Raw genomic sequence first — 18,242 nt, 5'->3', positions numbered from 1 at the left:
ACCTCGCACGCCCGTGCGCTTTGTGCGGGAGAATGGATCTGTGACCTCAGCTACCGGCCCTGCCCCCGCCACCCCTGCCGCTCCCGTCCAGCCTCGGCTGATCGCCACCGATCTGGACGGCACCCTGCTGCGCGACGACAAGTCGGTCTCGGACCGTACGATCGCCGCGCTCGCCGCGGCCGAGAGAGCCGGGATCGAGGTCTTCTTCGTCACCGGCAGACCGGCCCGCTGGATGGACGTCGTCAGCGAGCACGTCCACGGCCACGGCCTGGCGATCTGCGGAAACGGCGCCGCCGTCGTGGATCTGCACGGGGGCCCGGGAGAGCACCGCTTCGTCGAAGTCAGGCCGCTGGAGCGGACCACCGCCATCATTGTCGTCGACATCCTGCGCGCGGCGGCCCCCGACACCTCCTTCGCCGTGGAGCGGACCGGCGGTATCCACCACGAGCTGGCCTATCCGCCCATGCACCTGGACCCCGCAGCGGGCATCGCCCCCGTCGAGAAGCTGCTCGCAGAGAACGCGGACGTCGCCGATCAGCCCGTACTGAAGATCCTCGCCCACCACCCCGAGCTGTCCCCCGACGCCTTCCTGGCCCTGGCCCGCAGCGCGGTCGGCGAGCGAGCCTCGATCACCCGCTCCTCACCGACCGCCCTCCTGGAGATCAGCGGCCCCGGCGTCTCCAAGGCCTCGACGCTGGAGCTGTGCTGCGCCGAGCGCGGCATCGCGCCCGCCGAGGTCGTCGCCTTCGGGGACATGCCCAACGACATCGAGATGCTGACCTGGGCAGGCACCTCGTACGCCATGGGCAACGCCCACCCGGACGTCGTGGCCGCGGCCTCGGGACGCACCGTGGCCAACAACGAGGACGGCGTCGCGGTCGTCATCGAGCAGATCCTGCACGGCCTTTAGGCCCCGAGGCCCCTACCGCAGCCTGACCCCGTGCTCCCGCAGCCACGGCACGGGGTCGATCCCCGACCCCAGGTACGGAGTGAGCCGCACCTCGAAGTGCAGGTGCGGCCCGGTGGAGTTGCCCGTCGATCCGGCCTGCCCGATCCACTGCCCCGACCTGACCTTCTCGCCCTGGTCGACGGCGGCCGCCGACAGATGCGCGTACTGCGTGAAGTACCCGCCCGGATGCTGGATCACCACCTCGATCCCGAAGCCGCCCCCGCAGCTCACCGACGCCACCCGCCCCGCACCGGCCGCCCGTACCGGAGTGCCCAGATCCACGGCGAAGTCCTGCCCGGTGTGCCGGTGCGCCCAGTGCGATCCCGCACTGTCGAAGCCCGCCGACAGGCCGTACGAGACGACGGGCGTCACCCAGGGCCGCGCGGATCCCCCGGTGTCCATCCGGACCGGCCCCGCGCACCGCCCGGCCGCCACACTCCGCGCGGCCTCCGACTGCAGCCGCTGCCGCGCGTCCTGCAGCTTCGCCTCGACGGACTGCTTGATCTCCGCGAGCCGCTTCTGCCGTACGGCGAGCTTCCGCCACGCCGCCCGCGCCGCCCCCTCGGCCTCCGCGTAGCTGCTCTCCGCCAGCTGCGCCCGCTCCATCATCCGCGAGAACGCCGCATCGGCCTGCTCGGCGAGCTCCATGCCGCGCAGCATGTCCTCGGGGCTGTCGGCCATCAGAAGCTGCACGGGATACGCGATCGCGCCCGACCCGCTGCGGTACTCGGCCCGCGCGACGAGCCCCATCTGGTCGTGGAACACCGCGAGTTCACGCCGCTTGCCCGCCAGCAGCCGCTCCATGGTGCGGGCCCTGGAACGCTCCGCGTCGGCAGCGTGCCTGCCGCGTTCGTACGAAGCCGTGGCCGTCGCCGCCTGGTCGTAGAGCCGCGCCACCTCGGCCCCGGTACGGGGCCCGTCCGAAGCCGAAGCGGCGGAGACGGGCAGGGCCGGCAGCAGGCACAGCACCGCGACCAGCAGCCTGCGGGGAAGTCGGTAGCGCATCCACGGATCGTGACCCCGCCGCAGGACAATTCTCCGTATTTACGGCTCACTCAGCGCCACTTGGCCTACAGCGGCACTTCCCATACCACCGTCGCGCCCGGCCCGCGACCGCCCTCCAGGCCGGGCCCGTGCCAGCTCGATCCGCCCAGCGATTCGGCGCGCCGGTTGAGATTGCGCAGCCCGCTGCGCCGCCCCCCTTCCGGGATGCCCACGCCGTCGTCACAGACCGAGAGACGTACCGCGTCACGCCCGTCCTCGAGATGCGCCGTCGCATCGACGACGACCTCGATCCTGCTCGCCTCCGCGTGCCGGAACGCATTGGACAGCGCTTCGCGCAGCGCCGCGATCAGGTTCTTCCCGGTCAGCTCGTCGACCATGGTGTCCACCGCGCCCAGGAAGCGGTGCGCGGGCTTGAAGCCGAGCGGCACGGCCGCCATGTTGATCTCCCGCAGCACGCGGGTACGCAGCCCGGACGGGGCCTCCGCGGGCCCCTGCTGGAGCGCGAAGATGGCGGTGCGGATCTCCTGGATCGTCACGTCCAGCTCGTCCACCGCCTTGCCGACCCCGGTCTGCACCTCGGGCACCATGGACCTGCGCTGGGCGCTCTCCAGCATCATCCCGGTGGCGAAGAGCCGCTGGATGACGAGGTCGTGCAGATCGCGGGCGATCCGGTCCCGGTCCTCGAAGACCGCGAGCCGCTCCCGGTCGCGCTGTGCCTCGGCCATCATCAGCGCGAGCGCCGCCTGCGAGGCGAACTGGGTGGCGAGGGTCCGCTCCGCCTCGGTGAAGGGACGGCCGCCGCGCACCCGCGGGGTGGCCAGCGCACCGAGGACCCGGCCCCCGCTGTGCAGCGGCAGCATCATGCTCGGTCCGTACCGCTCCGCGAGGCTGGTGACCATCCGGGGGTCGGTCGCGGCATCGTCCACGAAGACCGCCTCACCGGCCAGCAGCTTCCCGACGACCGGGCTGTCCTGCGGGATGATCACGCCCAGCGCGTCTCGCGGGTGGTCCGAGGAGATGGCCACGATCTCCAGGCCGCCCTCCTCCGAGGCCGCGGGCAGCAGCACCAGCCCGGCGTCCGACGCGGCGAGATGGCGGGCCTGTTCGGCCACGACGGCGAGGGCGTCGTCCGCGTCGCCGCCGGCCAGCAGCGCGGTGGTGACGGCCACCGAACCGTCGATCCAGCGCTCGCGCTGGCGCGCGGCCTCGTACAGCCGCGCGTTGCCGATCGCGATCCCGGCCTCGGTCGCGAGGACCCGCACCATGTGCAGGTCGTAGTCGTTGAACTCGCCCCCGCCGTTCTTCTCGGCGAGATACAGATTGCCGAAAATCTCTCCCTGCACCCGGATCGGAACACCCAGGAAGGTCCGCATCGGCGGATGGCCCGCCGGGAATCCCGCCGAGCGCGGATCGGTGGTCAGATCCGCCAGCCGTACGCTGTCCGGCTCGTGGATCAGCGCGCCGAGCAGCCCCTTGTGCCCGTCGGGCCGCCTCCCGATCGCCGCCGCCTGCTCGGCGGTGACCCCGTACGTGACGAAGTCGGAGAGCCCCGTGGACTCCTCGTCGACGACCCCGATCGCGGCATAGCGTGCGTCCGCCAGCTCGGCCGCCGTCTCGCAGATCCGGTCCAGCGTGGAGTGCAGTTCGAGCCCCGTGCCGACCGAGCGCATCGCTTCGAGCAGTTGCGGCACCCGCGCGGTGAGCTCGGTGGAGAGCCCCTGAAGGCTGCGGGTCGCCCGGGTGGCGGCTTCGAGAGGATCCCTGGGATCCGGCGCTGACATGCCCTTGAGACTAGTTAGTCCCATTTGTTGAGGAAAGTCGGCCCGGGGAAAGCCGGGTACCGACCAGATCGCCCTCCCGCTCGCGGTCCAGCATCCGCCGCAGCGGCCCCTCGCTCCCCGCCAGCTCCGCATGGCTGCCGCGCTGCACCACGCGCCCGCCGTCCAGCACGATCACCTCGTCCACACCCTCCAGGCCCTTCAGCCGGTGCGTGATGATCACGGTCGTGCGCCCCCGGGTGGCGGCGAGCAGATCCGCCGTCAGCGCGTCCGCCGTCGCCAGGTCGAGGTGCTCGGCCGGCTCGTCCAGTACGAGAACGGGGAAGTCGGCCAGCAGCGCACGGGCCAGCGCGAGCCGCTGGCGCTGACCTCCGGAGAGCCGGGCGCCGTGCTCGCCGACCAGGGTGTCGAGCCCGTCGGGCAGCTCGTCGGCCCAGTTACCGAGGCGGGCGCGCTCCAGCGCCTGGCGCAGTTCGGCGTCGGTGGCACCGGTCCTGGCCAGCCGGAGGTTCTCCCGTACGGAACTGTCGAAGAGGTGCGCGTCCTGCGCGCACAGCCCGACGAAGCCCCTGGCCGTGTCCCCGTCCAGCGAGAAGGCGTCCGTACCGCCGAGCGTGTACGTCCCCGCCTCCACGTCCAGGAATCGCAGCAGCACCTGGGCGAGGGTGGTCTTCCCGGCCCCCGAGACGCCGACGACGGCGACCCGCTTGCCCTCGTCGAGCCGCAGGTCGAATCCGCTCAGCGCCGTACGGTCCGCTCCGGGATACCGGGCGCTCAGCCCGCGCAGTTCCAGCGGGAAGGGCGAGGCGGGAGCGGCGGCCGGCTGCTCGGGCTCGTGTACGGGAAGAGGCGCTTCCAGCACCTCCATGACGCGCTCGGCGCTCTTGCGGACCCGCTGGCGGTACTGCACGGCCAGCGGCAGCCCCGTGACCGCCTCGAACGCGGCCAGCGGCGTCAGCACGATCACCGCCAGCTCCACTCCGGCCAGTTGCCCCTCGCGCACCGCGCTCACGCCCACCAGTGCGGCCCCGGCCACCGTCAGCCCGCACAGCAGCGCGATCAGGCCGCCGCCGAGCGCGGTGGCGCCGGCGCCCCTGGAGGCGATCCGGGTCAGGTCCCGGTCGGCGTCCCTGGCTCCGCGCAGCCGCGCGGGCAGGGCCCCGGCCACGGCCAACTCGGCGTTACCGGTGAGGAGATCGACGACCCGCGTCGCGAGCAGCCCGCGCGCGGGCGCCAGTTGACGCTCGGCCCGGCGTGCGAAGGCTCCGGTCACCAGCGGCACCCCGACCCCCGCGGCCAGCAGCCCGGCGGCCAGCACCGCGCCCGCGGCGGGCAGCAGCCAGGCCACGAACCCGCATGTGCCGACGGACACGACCACAGCGGCGCCCGCCGGCAGCATCCAGCGCAGCCAGTAGTCCTGCAGCGCGTCCACATCGGCCACGAGCCGCGACAGTAGATCCCCGCGCCGGGCCGTGCGCAGCCCCGCGGGGGCGATCCGCTCCAGCCTGCGATAGACCGAGACGCGGAGCTCGGCGAGCATCCGCAGCACGGTGTCGTGCGAGACGAGACGCTCCATGTATCGGAAGATGGCCCGCCCGATCCCGAAGGCGCGGGTGGCGGTGACCGCGACCATCACATAGAGCACCGGCGGCATCTGCGAGGCCCGCGAGATGAGCCACCCCGAGGTGGCCATCAGCCCCACGGCGCTGCCCAGCGCAAGCCCCCCGAGCACCAACGCCCAGGCCAGCCGCCCCCGTACGCCCCGGGCGCCGCCGCGCACCCAGGCGAGAGCAGAACGCGCGGACCCTTCCACGGGAGGCCGCTGGGGCTCCGGCGACTCCTCCCGTACCGGAACCGCTGCCGCGGATGCCGTCAGATTCTCCGCGGTGCCTGCGGGCCGAGGCACCGCGGCGGCCGCCCCCCACGACAGTTCCACCACCCGGTCGGCCACCGCCAGCAGCACCGGCCGGTGCACGACCAGCAGGACGGTGCGGCCCGCGGCCAGCCTCCGTACCGCATCGACGATGCCCGCCTCGGTCTCCCCGTCCAGCGCCGCCGTCGGCTCGTCGAGGAGCAGCAGCGGGCGGTCGGCGAGGAAAGCCCGTGCCAGGGCGAGGCGTTGGCGCTGACCGGCCGAGAGCCCCGCGCCGTCCTCGCCCAGCATGGTGTCCGCACCCTGGGGGAGTGCGGTCACGAAGTCGTACGCGCCCGCGTCCCTCAGCGCACCGAGGACCGCCGCGTCGTCCGCGTCAGGACGCGCGAGGCGTACGTTCTCCGCGATCGACCCCGCGAAGAGATACGGCCGCTGCGGCACCCAGGCGATCCGCTCCCGCCACCGCCCGGCGTCGAGGTCCGCAAGGTCGGTGCCACCCACCCGCACCCGGCCGCCCTGCTCCGGCACGGCGAATCCCAGCAGTACGTTGAGCAGCGTCGTCTTGCCCACCCCGCTCGGCCCGGTGACCGCCACGGTCTCTCCGGGTTCGACCACCAGCGACAGCGAGTCGAGCGACGGCTGGGCACGGCCTTCATGCCGTACCGATACGTTGTCCAGCTCCAGCCGCAGCGAGCCCGGCACGTCCTCCGTGCCGCCCGCGGGCAGCGGCTCTTCCAGTACGGCGAAGATCTCCTCCGCCGCCGCGAGCCCCTCGGCCGCCGCGTGATACTGCGCCCCCACCTGCCGCAGCGGCAGATACGCCTCCGGGGCCAGGACGAGGATCACCAGTCCCGTGTAGAGGTCCAACTCCCCCTTGACCAGCCGCATCCCGATCGAGACCGCGACCAGCGCGACCGACAGGGTGGCCAGAAGCTCCAGGGCGAACGAGGAGAGAAAAGCGATCCGCAGCGTCCGCAGCGTCGCCAGGCGGTACTCGTTCGTGATGGCCCTGACCGACTCGGCCTGCGCCTTCGCCCGGCCGAAGACCTTCAGCGTCGGCAGCCCTGCGACGACGTCCAGGAAGTGCCCCGACAGCCGTGACAGCAGCCGCCACTGACGGTCCATCCGGGACTGGGTCGCCCAGCCGATCAGCATCATGAAGACGGGGATCAGGGGCAGCGTCCCGGTGATGATCGCCGCGGACACCCAGTCCTCGGTGACGATCCTCGCCAGCACCGCGACCGGCACGACCACAGCGAGCCCCAACTGCGGCAGATAGCGCGAGAAGTAGTCGTCCAGCGCGTCGACTCCACGCGTGGCCAGCGCGGTGAGCGACCCCGTCCGCTGCCCGTTCAACCAGCCGGGCCCCAGCGCGGCGGCCCGCTCCAGCAGCCGCCCCCGCAGCTCGGACTTGACCGCCGCACTGGCCCGGTGGGCGGCGAGTTCCGTCAGCCAGGAGACGAGCCCGCGCCCGGCGGCGACAGCGCCGAGCAGGAGCAGGGGCGTCCGCAGTCCGGCGACACCGTCACCGTGCTGGAACGCCCCCACCACCACATCGGCGATGAGCATCGCCTGGGCGACGACCAGCCCCGCTCCGGCGATCCCCAGCACCACCACCGCCCCGAGGAAGAGGCGGGTGGCACGGGCGTACCTGAGCAGGCGCGGGTCGATCGGTTTCACGTGAAACATCCCTCACATGGAGAGCCGGAACTGCAACTAGTGCGCGACTTCGGCGATGTGCTGCGTACCGATCCGCTTGCGGAACACCCAGTACGTCCAGCCCTGGTAGAGCAGCACGAGCGGCGTCATGATGCCCGCGACCCAGGTCATCACCTTCAGCGTGTACGGACCCGAGGCGGTGTTGTCGATCGTCAGGTTCCACTCCTCGTTGAGCGAGGACGGCATGACGTCGGGTGCGAGCGCCAGGAAGATCGTCGCGACGATGGCGGCGATCGCGACCCCGGTGAGCGCGAACGCCCAGCCCTCGCGGGCCTTCGCGTTCATCAGCAGTGCGCCGACGAGCGCCACGACCACCACGCACAGCGTCGCCAGGGTGGCGCCGTTGCCGCGTTCGCTCTGCAGCCAGATCAGGAAGCCGGCCCCCAGCAGCAGCGTGAGGACGCCGGCCTTGAGGGCGAGCGCCCGTGCCCGCACCCGGATGTCCCCGACGGTCTTCAGCGCCGTGAACACCGCTCCGTGCAGCGTGCACAGGCCGACGAAGGCAAGGCCCCCGAGTAGGGCGTACCAGTTGAGCAGGTCGCTGAACGAACCGGCGTAGTCCTGATCGGAGTTGATCGGCACGCCGTGCAGCATGTTGGCGAACATCGCGCCCCACAGGAAGGGGAGCAGCAGGGAGCTGACGAAGAGCACCAGTTCCCAGTTGCGCTGCCAGCTCTCCTGCGGCCGCTGGTGGCGGTACTCGAAGGACAGCACACGCACGATCAGCAGCAGCAGCGCCAGCACGAGCAGCAGATAGAAACCGCTGAAGAACGTGGCGTACCAGACCGGGAAGGCGGCGAACATCGCGCCCGCCGCGGTGAGCAGCCACACCTCGTTGCCGTCCCAGACCGGACCGATGATGTTGATCAGTACGCGCCGCTCGGCCCGGTCACGGGCGAGCAGCCGGGTGAGGATGCCGACCCCGAAGTCGAAGCCTTCGAGGAAGAAGTAACCGGTCCACAGAACGGCGATCAGAAGGAACCAGAAATCGTTGAGGCCCATGGCGAATCTCCTCTCAGTACGCGAAGGTCAGGGGCTTGTCGGCATCGGCGTCGTCGTCGCCGCCGGAGGGGCCGCGCAACGTCGGGTCCTTGGCGGGCGGCTGCTCGTCGGTGTCGGGACCCTTGAGGATGTACTTGCGCATCAGCCGTACGTTGATCCAGAACAGCACCCCGTACAGCGCGGTCAGCGCGGCGAGCGAGATGGCCATCTCCGTCTGGCTGACACCGGGGGAGACCGAGTCCGCGGTCCTGATGAGCCCGAAGACCGCCCAGGGCTGACGGCCCATCTCGGTGAAGATCCAGCCGATGGAGTTGGCGATGAACGGGAAGTACAGCGAGAACATCCCGACCCGCCAGCCCCACTTGGTGATCGTCGGGCCGAGCTCCCGCTTGTTGGTGAGCATCAGCCTGGGGATCTCGTCCTCGGCGGTCCGGTGCTCCGGTAGCAGCCACTTCTTCTTCCGGGTGAGCCAGAATCCGGCGCCCGCCGCGACAGCCGCGGTGAGGCCGATGCCGATCATCAGCCGGAATCCCCAGAAGGTGACGAAGATGTTGGGGATGTAGTCCGAAGGACTGCCGCCGTACTTCTCGGCCTCGGCCGCGGCGGTCTCGTTGATGCCGGGGACGCAGCTGTGGAAGTTGTTGTCGGCGAGGAAGGAGAGCAGGCCCGGAAGCTGTATTTCAACGGAGTTGTGTCCCTCGCTGACGTTGCCCACCGCGAAGATGGAGAACGGAGCAGGGCACTCGGTGTCCCACAGCGCCTCGGCCGCGGCCATCTTCATCGGCTGCTGCTTGAACATCACCTTGGCCAGGGAGTCGCCGGAGAGCGCGACCAGAACACCCGCGATCATCGTGACGACGAGTCCGAGCCTGAGCGAGGTGCGCAGGGTCACGGTCCGCTTCCGGTCGACCTCCTCGCCCGCGTCCTTGCGCTTCTTGATCTTCCACAGCAGATAGCTGGAGACACCGATCATGAAGGCGCCGCCGGTCAGGAAGGCCGAGGACATGGTGTGCGCGAACTGCCAGATCGACGTGTCCTGGAAGAGCACGCGGAAGACGTCGTTGAGGCGGGCCTGGCCGGTGACCTTGTCGATCTCGTAGCCGACGGGGTGCTGCATCCAGGAGTTGGCCGCCAGGATGAAGAACGCCGAGGCCATCGTGCCGATCGCCACCAGCCAGATGCAGGCGCAGTGGATCTTCTTGGGCAGCTTGTCCCAGCCGAAGATCCACAGTCCGATGAAGGTCGACTCGAAGAAGAAGGCGATGAGCGCCTCCATGGCGAGCGGTGCGCCGAAGACGTCACCGACGAACTTCGAGTAGTCCGACCAGTTCATGCCGAACTGGAACTCCTGCACCAGACCGGTCGCCACACCGATCGCGATGTTGATGAGGAAGAGCTTTCCCCAGAACTTGGTGGCGTGGAAGTACTTCTCCTTCCCGGTCCGCACCCACGCGGTCTCGAGCCCGGCGGTGAGCGCGGCGAGCGAGATCGTGAGCGGTACGAACAGGAAGTGGTAGACGGTGGTGATGCCGAACTGCCATCGCGCCAAGGTCTCCGGCGCCAGAGCTAGGTCCACGTCGTCAGTCTCCTTATTTCGCCGTGGTATCAGCGGCAGTCTGCCCCTTTGATCCCAGACATCGAGGGAGGAAACGGGACACGCTTGTGAACGCGTTCACATTCACAAGCAATTATGGCGCACACACATTCGGCACGACGAAGGCGGGGTCCCCTAAGAGGACCCCGCCCATGTCACGAACGTACGCAGACGACTTACAGCTCCTTGCGGAAGGCCTCGGCCGCCTTCAGGAAGAGATCGTTCGCCTCGGTCTCGCCGATCGTGATCCGGATCCCCTCACCCGCGAAGGGCCGCACCACGACCCCGGCCTTCTCGCACGCGGCCGCGAAGTCGCCCGTACGCTCCCCCAGCCGCAGCCACACGAAGTTGGCCTCGGTCTGCGGGACCGTCCATCCCTGGCCGCTCAGCGTCTCGGCCACCCGGGTGCGCTCGGACACCAAGGAGCCGACCCGGCCCATCAGTTCGTCCTCGGCGCGCAGCGAGGCGACCGCCGCGTCCTGGGCGAGCTGGCTCACCCCGAAGGGCACCGCCGTCTTGCGGAGCGCGGCCGCCACCGGCTCGTGCGCGACGGCGAAGCCGACCCGCAGGCCGGCCAGTCCGTACGCCTTGGAGAAGGTGCGCAGCACCGCCACATTGGGCCGGTCCCGGTAGAGCTCGATGCCGTCGGGCACCTCGGTGTCCCGGTTGAACTCCCGGTACGCCTCGTCCAGCACCACCAGCACATCGCCCGGCACCCGGTCCAGGAAGCGCTCCAGCTCGGCCCTGCGCACCACCGTTCCGGTCGGGTTGTTCGGGTTGCAGACGAAGATCAGCCGGGTCCGCTCGGTGATCGCGTCGTACATCGCGTCCAGGTCGTGCTTCTCGTCGGCGTCCAGCGCCACCTTCACCGAGGTCGCCCCGCTGACCTGGGTGATGATCGGGTACGCCTCGAAGGACCGCCAGGCGTAGATGACCTCGTCGCCGGGGCCCGAGGTGGCCTGCAGCAGCGACTGCGCGACGCCCACGGAGCCCGTGCCGGTGGCCAGATGCGAGACCGGCACCCCGAAGCGCTCGGCCAGCTCGTTCATCAGCCCCGTGCACGCCATGTCCGGGTAGCGGTTGAAGGTCCCGGCCGCGGCGAGCGCACTCTCCATCACACCGGGCAGCGGCGGATAGGGGTTCTCGTTCGACGACAGCTTGAACGCGACCGGACCGCCCGCCGCGGCGGGCTTTCCGGGCACGTACGCGGGCACTGAATCCAGCGCGGCACGCAGCTTGGGGCTCTTCTCGCTCACAGCGGTCTCTCCTCGGCTCGAATACTGCTCACCCTATGAGGATTCCCCGGTGCTGCGAAGAGCCGAGTGCGACGGGCGTACGGAGAGGGGGAGCGCTCCCCGCCCTGGCGCACGCCGGTGGCTCACGCCGTGGCGCGCGTCCCCCGTAGAGGTGAGTTGAGACCTCATCGAAACATCGACCATGGGGCAGGCCCACACGGGTCGATGGGCGTCACTCCACCCTCCGTCCCCTCAACTCCCATGGCATCGAAGGGATTTGACCGTAAACGACCATGCAGAAACGTGACTGCTCGTGGGTGCATATGCACGCGGCCCCAACGGCCCACATCGCCCTACTATCGGCCTGCCATGACAGCAGCAGGGAAGCACCAGGTGAGCCGGGCGGAGACTCCCCGCAGGCCCGGACGGCAGGGACGAGCGGGCATCAGGGACGTGGCCGCCGCGGCCGGTGTCTCCATCACGACCGTCTCCGACGCCCTCAACGGCAAAGGGCGGCTCCCCGATGCCACCCGCCGCCATGTCCGCGAGGTCGCAGAGAGACTGGGCTATCGCCCGTCCGCGGCGGCCCGCACGCTCCGTACCGGCAAGTCCGGCCTGATCGGCCTGACCGTGACCACATACGGGGATGAACCTTTCACCTTCACCGAATTCGCGTACTTCGCCGAGATGGCCAGAGCCGCCACCTCCGCCGCGCTCGCACGCGGCTATGCCCTAGTCATCCTGCCCGCCACCTCACGCCACAGCGCCGTGGACGTCTGGTCGAACGTCGCACTCGACGGAACCGTCGTGATCGACCCCTCCGACCACGACCCGGTCGTCACCGAACTCGTACGCCAGGGCCTTCCCGTCGTCTCCGACGGCCGCCCGGCGGGCACCCTGCCCGTCACGGCATGGGTCGACAACGACCACGAAGCCGCGGTGCTCGACATCCTCGACCATCTCGCCGCCGCCGGGGCCCGCCGTATCGGGCTGCTCACCGGGACCACCACCGACACCTACACCCGGCTCTCCACCCAGGCCTATCTGCGCTGGTGCGAGCGGGTCGATCAGGACCCGGTGTACGAGTCCTACCCGGCCCACGACCCCTGCGCGGGCGCGGTGGCCGCGGACCGCTTACTCGCCCGACCCGACCGCCCCGACGCCGTCTACGGACTCTTCGACCCCAACGGCACCGATCTGCTCGCCGCGGCCCGCCGCTACGGCCTGCGCGTCCCCGAGGACCTGCTGCTCGTCTGCTGCAGCGAATCCACCGTGTACGCCAACACCGAGCCGCCCATCACCACACTCTCGCTCAAACCCCGCAGGATCGGCACCGCCGTCATCCAACTGCTCATCGACGCCATCGAGGGCATCGAGCACGACCGGCCCGTCGAGCAGGTGATACCGACCGAACTCATCGTCCGGACGTCGTCCCAGCGACGCCCGCCGCGCACCACGGTCAGTCCGCCGCGCTCCCCCGCGCCGGACAACTGATCAGGCCATTCAGGAAAAATCACACCGAATCAACCCGTCAACCGTGGGCGCACCCGGATTCAACACCCCTGGTGCGTCACACAGGACGAAGCTCATTCCTATGATGGGCGGACGACACCGTGGACGACCCCGACCTGGAAGGTCCGACCGGTGCACGGCGGCGCGACGGTGGTGGAGGGGTCGATGACTCAGGGGGCCGGTCTGGAACCCACGGTGCGGACGGCTGCGGAGCCCGACTACTCCGTGCCGCCCGCGTACGCGCATGCATACGGATACGAGGGCGAGGAGCCTGCGGAGGCGGAGCCCGAGGGCTACACCCCCACTCAGCGCGATCTGCCGGTCATCGGCCGCGAGGGCCCCGGCGACACGGTCCCGGTCCCGACCGTCATCGAGGCCGCGCTCCCGGACGGTGAAGGCGGCCCGCTCTTCGTCGTCGGAGACGTCCACGGCTATCTCGACGAGCTGATCGACGCCCTCCAGGCGCAGGGCCTGATCGACGCCGAGGGCAACTGGTCGGCGGGCAACGCCCGCCTCTGGTTCCTCGGCGACTTCACCGACCGCGGCCCCGACGGCATCGGCGTCATCGACCTCGTGATGCGCCTCTCCGCCGAGGCAGCGGCCGCCGGCGGCTACTGCAAGGCCCTCATGGGCAACCACGAGCTCCTGCTGCTCGGCGCGAAGCGCTTCGGCGACACCCCGGTGAACTCCGGCGCCGGCACCGCCACCTTCCAGGCCGCCTGGCTCCTCAACGGCGGCCAGAAGGCCGACATGGACCGCCTCCAGGACGTCCACCTCCAGTGGATGGCCCGCCTGGACGCCATGGAGCTGGAGGACGACCACCTCCTGATGCACTCCGACACCACCGCCTACCTCGACTACGGCGACTCCATCGAGGCGGTCAACGACACCATCCGCGAGACCCTCACCCGTAATGACGCCGACGAGTGCTGGGACCTCTTCCGCAAGCTCACCAAGCGCTTCGCCTTCCGCGACGAGGACTCGGGGCCCAGCGCCGTCCAGGAGCTGCTCGGCGCGTACGGCGGCCGCCGCGTCGTCCACGGCCACAGCCCCATCCCGTACCTGCTCGGCCAGGTCGGCACCGAGGACGGCGAGGAGGAGTCGCGGCCGGTCGTCGAGGGTCCTCATCTGTACGCGGACGGACTGGCCATCGCCATGGACGGCGGAGTGACCATGGCCGGAAAGCTACTGGTCGTCCAACTCCCCCTGCATAACTGATCGCTGACGGGGAAGGCGCAGGAAAAGGCGCCGGGCGGGCGCGAACGGAGTGTTTTAGGGAAACCCCCTGTCACCCCGTGCCGTAACGGCTCTACCATCGGCTTATCCGTAGCAGGTTCTCCTCCGCTTCCGCCCAACTGCCCGTCACCAGACGGGCGCCCGGCCCTACGGAGCATCGGGGGATGCACATGAACAGCGCTCCGCACCTGCTGACCGAGGACCGCCCGGAGTTCGAGCGGATCCTCGACGAGGCACTGCGCACCGCGCACGACCGGCCCGATCTCGAAGGAGTCGGCCGGAGACTCAACACCGAGCAGCTGCGCACCATGGTTCTGGACGCCGGATCGATCGTCACCCAGGCCGCGTCCGCAGAGTACGAGCACTTCGTCAAGGTGCGCCAAGAGCTGCGCACGCCCGAAAGCCCCTCCATACGAGGCTCCGTGCTCGCCCCTGCGCTGGGCGAAGCGGCAGGGGAAGGCGCGGGCCTGGGCGCCGTCGTGGCCGTACTGGCTCCCGTTCTCGCGGGCACCGCCGCCCTGATCTTCCTTCTGGTGGGCTACATCCTCAAGCTCATCAGCCCACCGCCCGGCTTCGCGGACACCCTGATCACCGCGGGCTGGTTCTTCGGCGCACTCACCGCGCTGGCCATCCTGGTCGCGGCCGGCGGGCTGCTGCTCACCGCGCTGCGCAACGGTGCGACCGAGGTGCACGCCGAGGAGGAGCAGGAGGGCGACGAGCTCTCCGAGGAAGTGGCGCGGGCCCGTGACGCCTGGCGCCACGCACTCCTGGAGCGGGGCATACTCCCCTTCCTGCGCGACGCCCTGGCCGATCCGAGCGTCGACCCGACGGCCCCCGCTCCGTACCGCCCGGCGGGCCGCATCCCCAACCTCGGCTACAGCCGCCCCGACTTCGCCAGCCCCGACGAGGGCTCATCGGGCCAGCACCCCAGCTTCACCAGCCCGGACTTCACCAGCCCCGACTTCGGCGGCCCCGACCACCAGCCGGAGTGAACCGGCGGCCGGGGACTGCCTGTTGAGGCCCCAGCGAATCAGTCGGCGATGGGCAGATAGACCCGGTTGCCGGACGCGGCGAACTCCTTCGACTTCTCCGCCATCCCCGACTCGATCTCCTCCTGCGTGCCCCCGTGTTCGCGCCGGATGTCCTGCGAGATCTTCATGCTGCAGAACTTCGGCCCGCACATGGAGCAGAAGTGGGCGGTCTTCGCCGGCTCCGCGGGCAGCGTCTCGTCGTGGAACTCCCGCGCCGTGACCGGGTCGAGGGCCAGATTGAACTGGTCCTCCCAGCGGAACTCGAAGCGGGCGTCGGAGAGCGCGTCGTCCCAGTCCTGGGCGCCCGGGTGCCCCTTGGCGAGGTCCGCCGCATGGGCCGCGATCTTGTAGGTGATGACGCCGGTCTTCACGTCGTCACGGTTGGGCAGACCGAGGTGCTCCTTGGGCGTGACATAGCAGAGCATCGCCGTGCCCCACCAGGCGATCATCGCCGCACCGATGCCGGAGGTGATGTGGTCGTAGGCGGGCGCCACATCGGTGGTCAGCGGCCCCAGGGTGTAGAACGGGGCCTCTTCACAGATCTCCTGCTGGAGGTCGATGTTCTCCTTGATCTTGTGCATCGGGACGTGTCCCGGGCCCTCGATCATCGTCTGTACATCATGACGTTTGGCGATCGTGTTGAGTTCCCCGAGGGTCCTCAACTCCGCGAACTGGGCTTCGTCGTTGGCGTCCGCGATCGACCCGGGCCGCAGCCCGTCGCCGAGCGAGTACGTCACGTCGTACGCCGCGAGGATGTCGCTGAGCTCCTCGAAGTTCTCGTAGAGGAACGACTCCTTGTGGTGCGCCAGGCACCAGGCCGCCATGATCGATCCGCCGCGCGAGACGATCCCGGTCTTGCGGCGTGCGGTGAGCGGTACGTACGCGAGACGGACGCCCGCGTGCACCGTCATGTAGTCGACGCCCTGCTCGGCCTGTTCGATGACCGTGTCCTTGTAGATCTCCCAGGTCAGCTCCTCGGCCCGGCCGTCCACCTTCTCCAGGGCCTGATAGAGCGGCACAGTGCCGATCGGGACGGGGGAGTTGCGCAGCACCCACTCGCGCGTGGTGTGGATGTTGCGGCCGGTGGACAGGTCCATGACCGTGTCCGCGCCCCACTTGGTCGCCCATGTCATCTTGTCCACCTCCTCCTCGATGGAGGAAGTGACCGCCGAATTGCCGATGTTGGCGTTCACCTTCACCAGGAACCGCTTGCCGATGATCATCGGCTCGATCTCCGGGTGGTTGACGTTGGCGGGCAGCACGGCCCGGCCCGCCGCGATCTCCTCGCGCACCACCTCGGGGGAGACGTTCTCGCGGATCGCGACGTACTCCATCTCCGGGGTGATCTCCCCGCGCTTGGCGTACGCGAGCTGGCTCACCGCGCGCCCCTCGCGCCCCCTGCGGGGCTGGCGCGGACGGCCCGGGAAGACCGCGTCCAGGTTGCGTAGCCCCCCGCGCGGCGAGGTGTGCTTGATCCCGTCGTCCTCGGGGCGGACCGGGCGGCCCGCGTACTCCTCGGTGTCACCGCGCCCGATGATCCAGTTCTCCCGCAGCGGGCTGAGGCCGCGGCGTACGTCGGTGTCGATGGTGGGATCGGTGTACGGACCCGACGTGTCGTACAGCGTCACGTCCTTGCCGTTGGTGAGGTGCACCTGACGGACCGGCACCCGGAGATCGGGGCGCGAGCCCTCCACATAGCCCTTGTGCCAGCCGGGCGTGCGCCCGGTCTCGGCCGCTGTGTCCGTTGTGTCCTGGCTGACGGCAGGCGTGTGTGCATCTGCTGTGGTCATGAGACCTACTCCCTACGCCGGCATTACCCGGTAACAGGTTCGGCGGTCGGCGCAGCTGGTGTGCTGTCAGCGCCCTCTCAGCCCGGTGCTCCGAGCTCCCGCGTGTGCAAAGGTGCCCCCACGCTAGCGTCATGTCTGGCGCGGTGAACAGAGGGCCCCCCTCGTTCTTGCGATGATCGGGCGGTGACTTCTCCCCACGACACGCACGAGGCGCACGGCCACTCCCACAGCCACGGCCCCGCGGCGCCCGTGTCCCGGCATCTGCGCAAGGTGATCGCCGCGGTCCTGATCCCCTTCGCCGCAGCGGTGGTTGTCGGTCTGGTGGTGCTGTGGCCCGGCGGTGCGCCCGAGCACGCCCGCACCGGTGTCGGCTTCGACCAGCAGACCCAGCAGGCCAAGGTGACGCAGGTGGAGAAGGTCGACTGCAAGGACGTGAACGCCGCACAGAACCAGTCGTCGTCCTCGACGTCCTCGACGCCCGAATCCAACTCATCCAGTTCATCGGGCACCTGCGAGAAGGCGACCGTCGAAGTCACCACCGGCGACGACAAGGGCCGTACCTTCACCACCATCGTCCAGCCCGACTCACCGCGGCAGTTGCACGAGGGGCAGAAGGTCGTCGTGGCGTACGCGCCCGATGCCCCGCACGACCTGCAGTACTCGGTGACCGATGTGAACCGCAAGGTCCCGATGGCGGTGCTCGCCGCCATCTTCGCGGTGGCCGTGGTCGTCGTGGGCCGGATGCGCGGAGTGATGGCGCTGGTCGCGCTCGCCGTCTCCTTCGCGATCCTCTCCCTCTTCATCCTCCCCGCGATCCTGCACGGATCGAACCCGCTGCTCGTGGCGGTGGTCGGGGCGAGCGCGATCATGCTGATCGCCCTCTACGCGTGCCACGGCCTGACCGCCCGCACCTCGGTCGCGGTCATCGGCACCCTGATCTCCCTGCTGCTGATCGGGCTGCTCGGCTCGCTCTTCATCGGCTGGGCGTATCTGACCGGCAACACCGACGACAACACCGGTCTGATCCACGGTCTCTATCCCCACCTGGACATGAGCGGCCTGCTGCTCGCCGGCGTCATCATCGGCTCGCTCGGTGTCCTCGACGATGTGACGGTCACCCAGACCTCCGCCGTATGGGAGCTGCACCAGGCCGATCCGTCGATGGGCCCACGGGCGCTGTACCGCGCCGGCATCCGGATCGGCCGCGACCACATCGCCTCCGTCGTCAACACCCTCGTACTCGCCTACGCGGGTGCTGCCCTGCCGCTGCTGCTGCTCTTCTCCATCGCACAGAGCAGCGTGGGCATGGTCGCCAACAGCGAGCTGGTCGCCGAGGAGATCGTACGGACGCTGGTCGGCTCGATCGGTCTGGTCGCCTCGGTCCCGGTGACCACGGTGCTCGCGGCGCTGGTCGTCTCCGCGGACCGTACGGGACCCCAGGCCGCACCTGATTCCGTACACGTACCCGTACGCAGCGGAAAGGGCGGCGGGGGCCGCCGCCGCAAGGCCTGAACCGGC

General features: G+C 69.9%; 12 protein-coding genes and 1 riboswitch. Of the genes, 5 read left to right on the top strand and 7 right to left on the bottom strand.

The features are described from left to right. Positions 1-40: 40 nt before the first annotated feature. Positions 41-910: a Cof-type HAD-IIB family hydrolase gene (locus AB0H78_RS03430; protein WP_363232525.1), complete on the top strand. Its 870-nt coding sequence runs from the start codon at positions 41-43 to the stop codon at positions 908-910. Positions 911-922: 12 nt separating this feature from the next. On the opposite strand, the gene AB0H78_RS03425 is transcribed toward AB0H78_RS03430, so the two are convergent. The 6 genes from AB0H78_RS03425 to hisC all read right to left on the bottom strand — a co-directional run bounded on the left by AB0H78_RS03425 (position 923) and on the right by hisC (position 11,176). Beyond that, complete coding sequence (locus AB0H78_RS03425) at positions 923-1,954, bottom strand: M23 family metallopeptidase (RefSeq protein WP_363232524.1); 1,032 nt, start codon at positions 1,952-1,954, stop codon at positions 923-925. A 65-nt stretch (positions 1,955-2,019) separates the two neighbouring features. Continuing rightward, positions 2,020-3,735, bottom strand: a complete 1,716-nt coding sequence (locus AB0H78_RS03420) for a GAF domain-containing protein (RefSeq protein WP_363232523.1) — start codon at positions 3,733-3,735, stop codon at positions 2,020-2,022. 10 nt (positions 3,736-3,745) lie between these two features. After that, entirely contained in the window at positions 3,746-7,285 is a 3,540-nt protein-coding gene (gene cydD, locus AB0H78_RS03415; RefSeq protein ID WP_363232522.1) for a thiol reductant ABC exporter subunit CydD, read from the bottom strand. 36 nt (positions 7,286-7,321) lie between these two features. Next, positions 7,322-8,326 carry a cytochrome d ubiquinol oxidase subunit II gene (cydB, locus tag AB0H78_RS03410; protein ID WP_363232521.1) on the bottom strand — a complete coding sequence of 335 codons (1,005 nt, stop codon included), beginning with the start codon at positions 8,324-8,326 and terminating at the stop codon, positions 7,322-7,324. Positions 8,327-8,339: 13 nt separating this feature from the next. After that, positions 8,340-9,902: a cytochrome ubiquinol oxidase subunit I gene (locus AB0H78_RS03405; RefSeq protein WP_363232520.1), complete on the bottom strand. Its 1,563-nt coding sequence runs from the start codon at positions 9,900-9,902 to the stop codon at positions 8,340-8,342. Between the two features lie 194 nt (positions 9,903-10,096). After that, the gene (hisC, locus tag AB0H78_RS03400) at positions 10,097-11,176 is read right to left on the bottom strand and encodes a histidinol-phosphate transaminase (RefSeq protein ID WP_363232519.1); all 1,080 of its coding nucleotides are present in this window, start codon (positions 11,174-11,176) and stop codon (positions 10,097-10,099) included. Between the two features lie 348 nt (positions 11,177-11,524). Between hisC and AB0H78_RS03395 the strand changes: the two genes are divergently transcribed. The 3 genes from AB0H78_RS03395 to AB0H78_RS03385 all read left to right on the top strand — a co-directional run bounded on the left by AB0H78_RS03395 (position 11,525) and on the right by AB0H78_RS03385 (position 14,895). Next, positions 11,525-12,649 carry a LacI family DNA-binding transcriptional regulator gene (locus AB0H78_RS03395; RefSeq protein WP_363232518.1) on the top strand — a complete coding sequence of 375 codons (1,125 nt, stop codon included), beginning with the start codon at positions 11,525-11,527 and terminating at the stop codon, positions 12,647-12,649. Between the two features lie 183 nt (positions 12,650-12,832). Beyond that, on the top strand, positions 12,833-13,885 hold the full coding sequence (locus tag AB0H78_RS03390; RefSeq protein WP_363232517.1) for a metallophosphoesterase: 1,053 nt from the start codon (positions 12,833-12,835) through the stop codon (positions 13,883-13,885). A gap of 182 nt (positions 13,886-14,067) precedes the next feature. Next, on the top strand, positions 14,068-14,895 hold the full coding sequence (locus AB0H78_RS03385) for a hypothetical protein (protein ID WP_363232516.1): 828 nt from the start codon (positions 14,068-14,070) through the stop codon (positions 14,893-14,895). Positions 14,896-14,933: 38 nt separating this feature from the next. Here AB0H78_RS03385 and thiC read toward each other — a convergent pair whose 3' ends face one another. Then, the gene (gene thiC / locus AB0H78_RS03380; protein WP_363232515.1) at positions 14,934-16,724 is read right to left on the bottom strand and encodes a phosphomethylpyrimidine synthase ThiC; all 1,791 of its coding nucleotides are present in this window, start codon (positions 16,722-16,724) and stop codon (positions 14,934-14,936) included. Continuing rightward, positions 16,717-16,836: riboswitch (TPP riboswitch) on the bottom strand. (Overlaps the previous gene by 8 nt.) A 71-nt stretch (positions 16,837-16,907) precedes the next feature. On the opposite strand from thiC, the gene AB0H78_RS03375 reads away from it, so the two are divergent. Then, a complete protein-coding gene (locus tag AB0H78_RS03375) occupies positions 16,908-18,236 on the top strand; it encodes a YibE/F family protein (RefSeq protein WP_363232514.1) in 1,329 nt (442 codons plus the stop codon). The last annotated feature ends 6 nt before the right edge of the window (positions 18,237-18,242 follow it).

It is taken from the genome of Streptomyces sp. NPDC050738 (assembly GCF_040654175.1).
Classification (GTDB): Bacteria; Actinomycetota; Actinomycetes; order Streptomycetales; family Streptomycetaceae; genus Streptomyces.
Note: the sequence above shows the minus strand (reverse complement) of the source record. Positions and strands in the feature narration are given on the sequence as shown.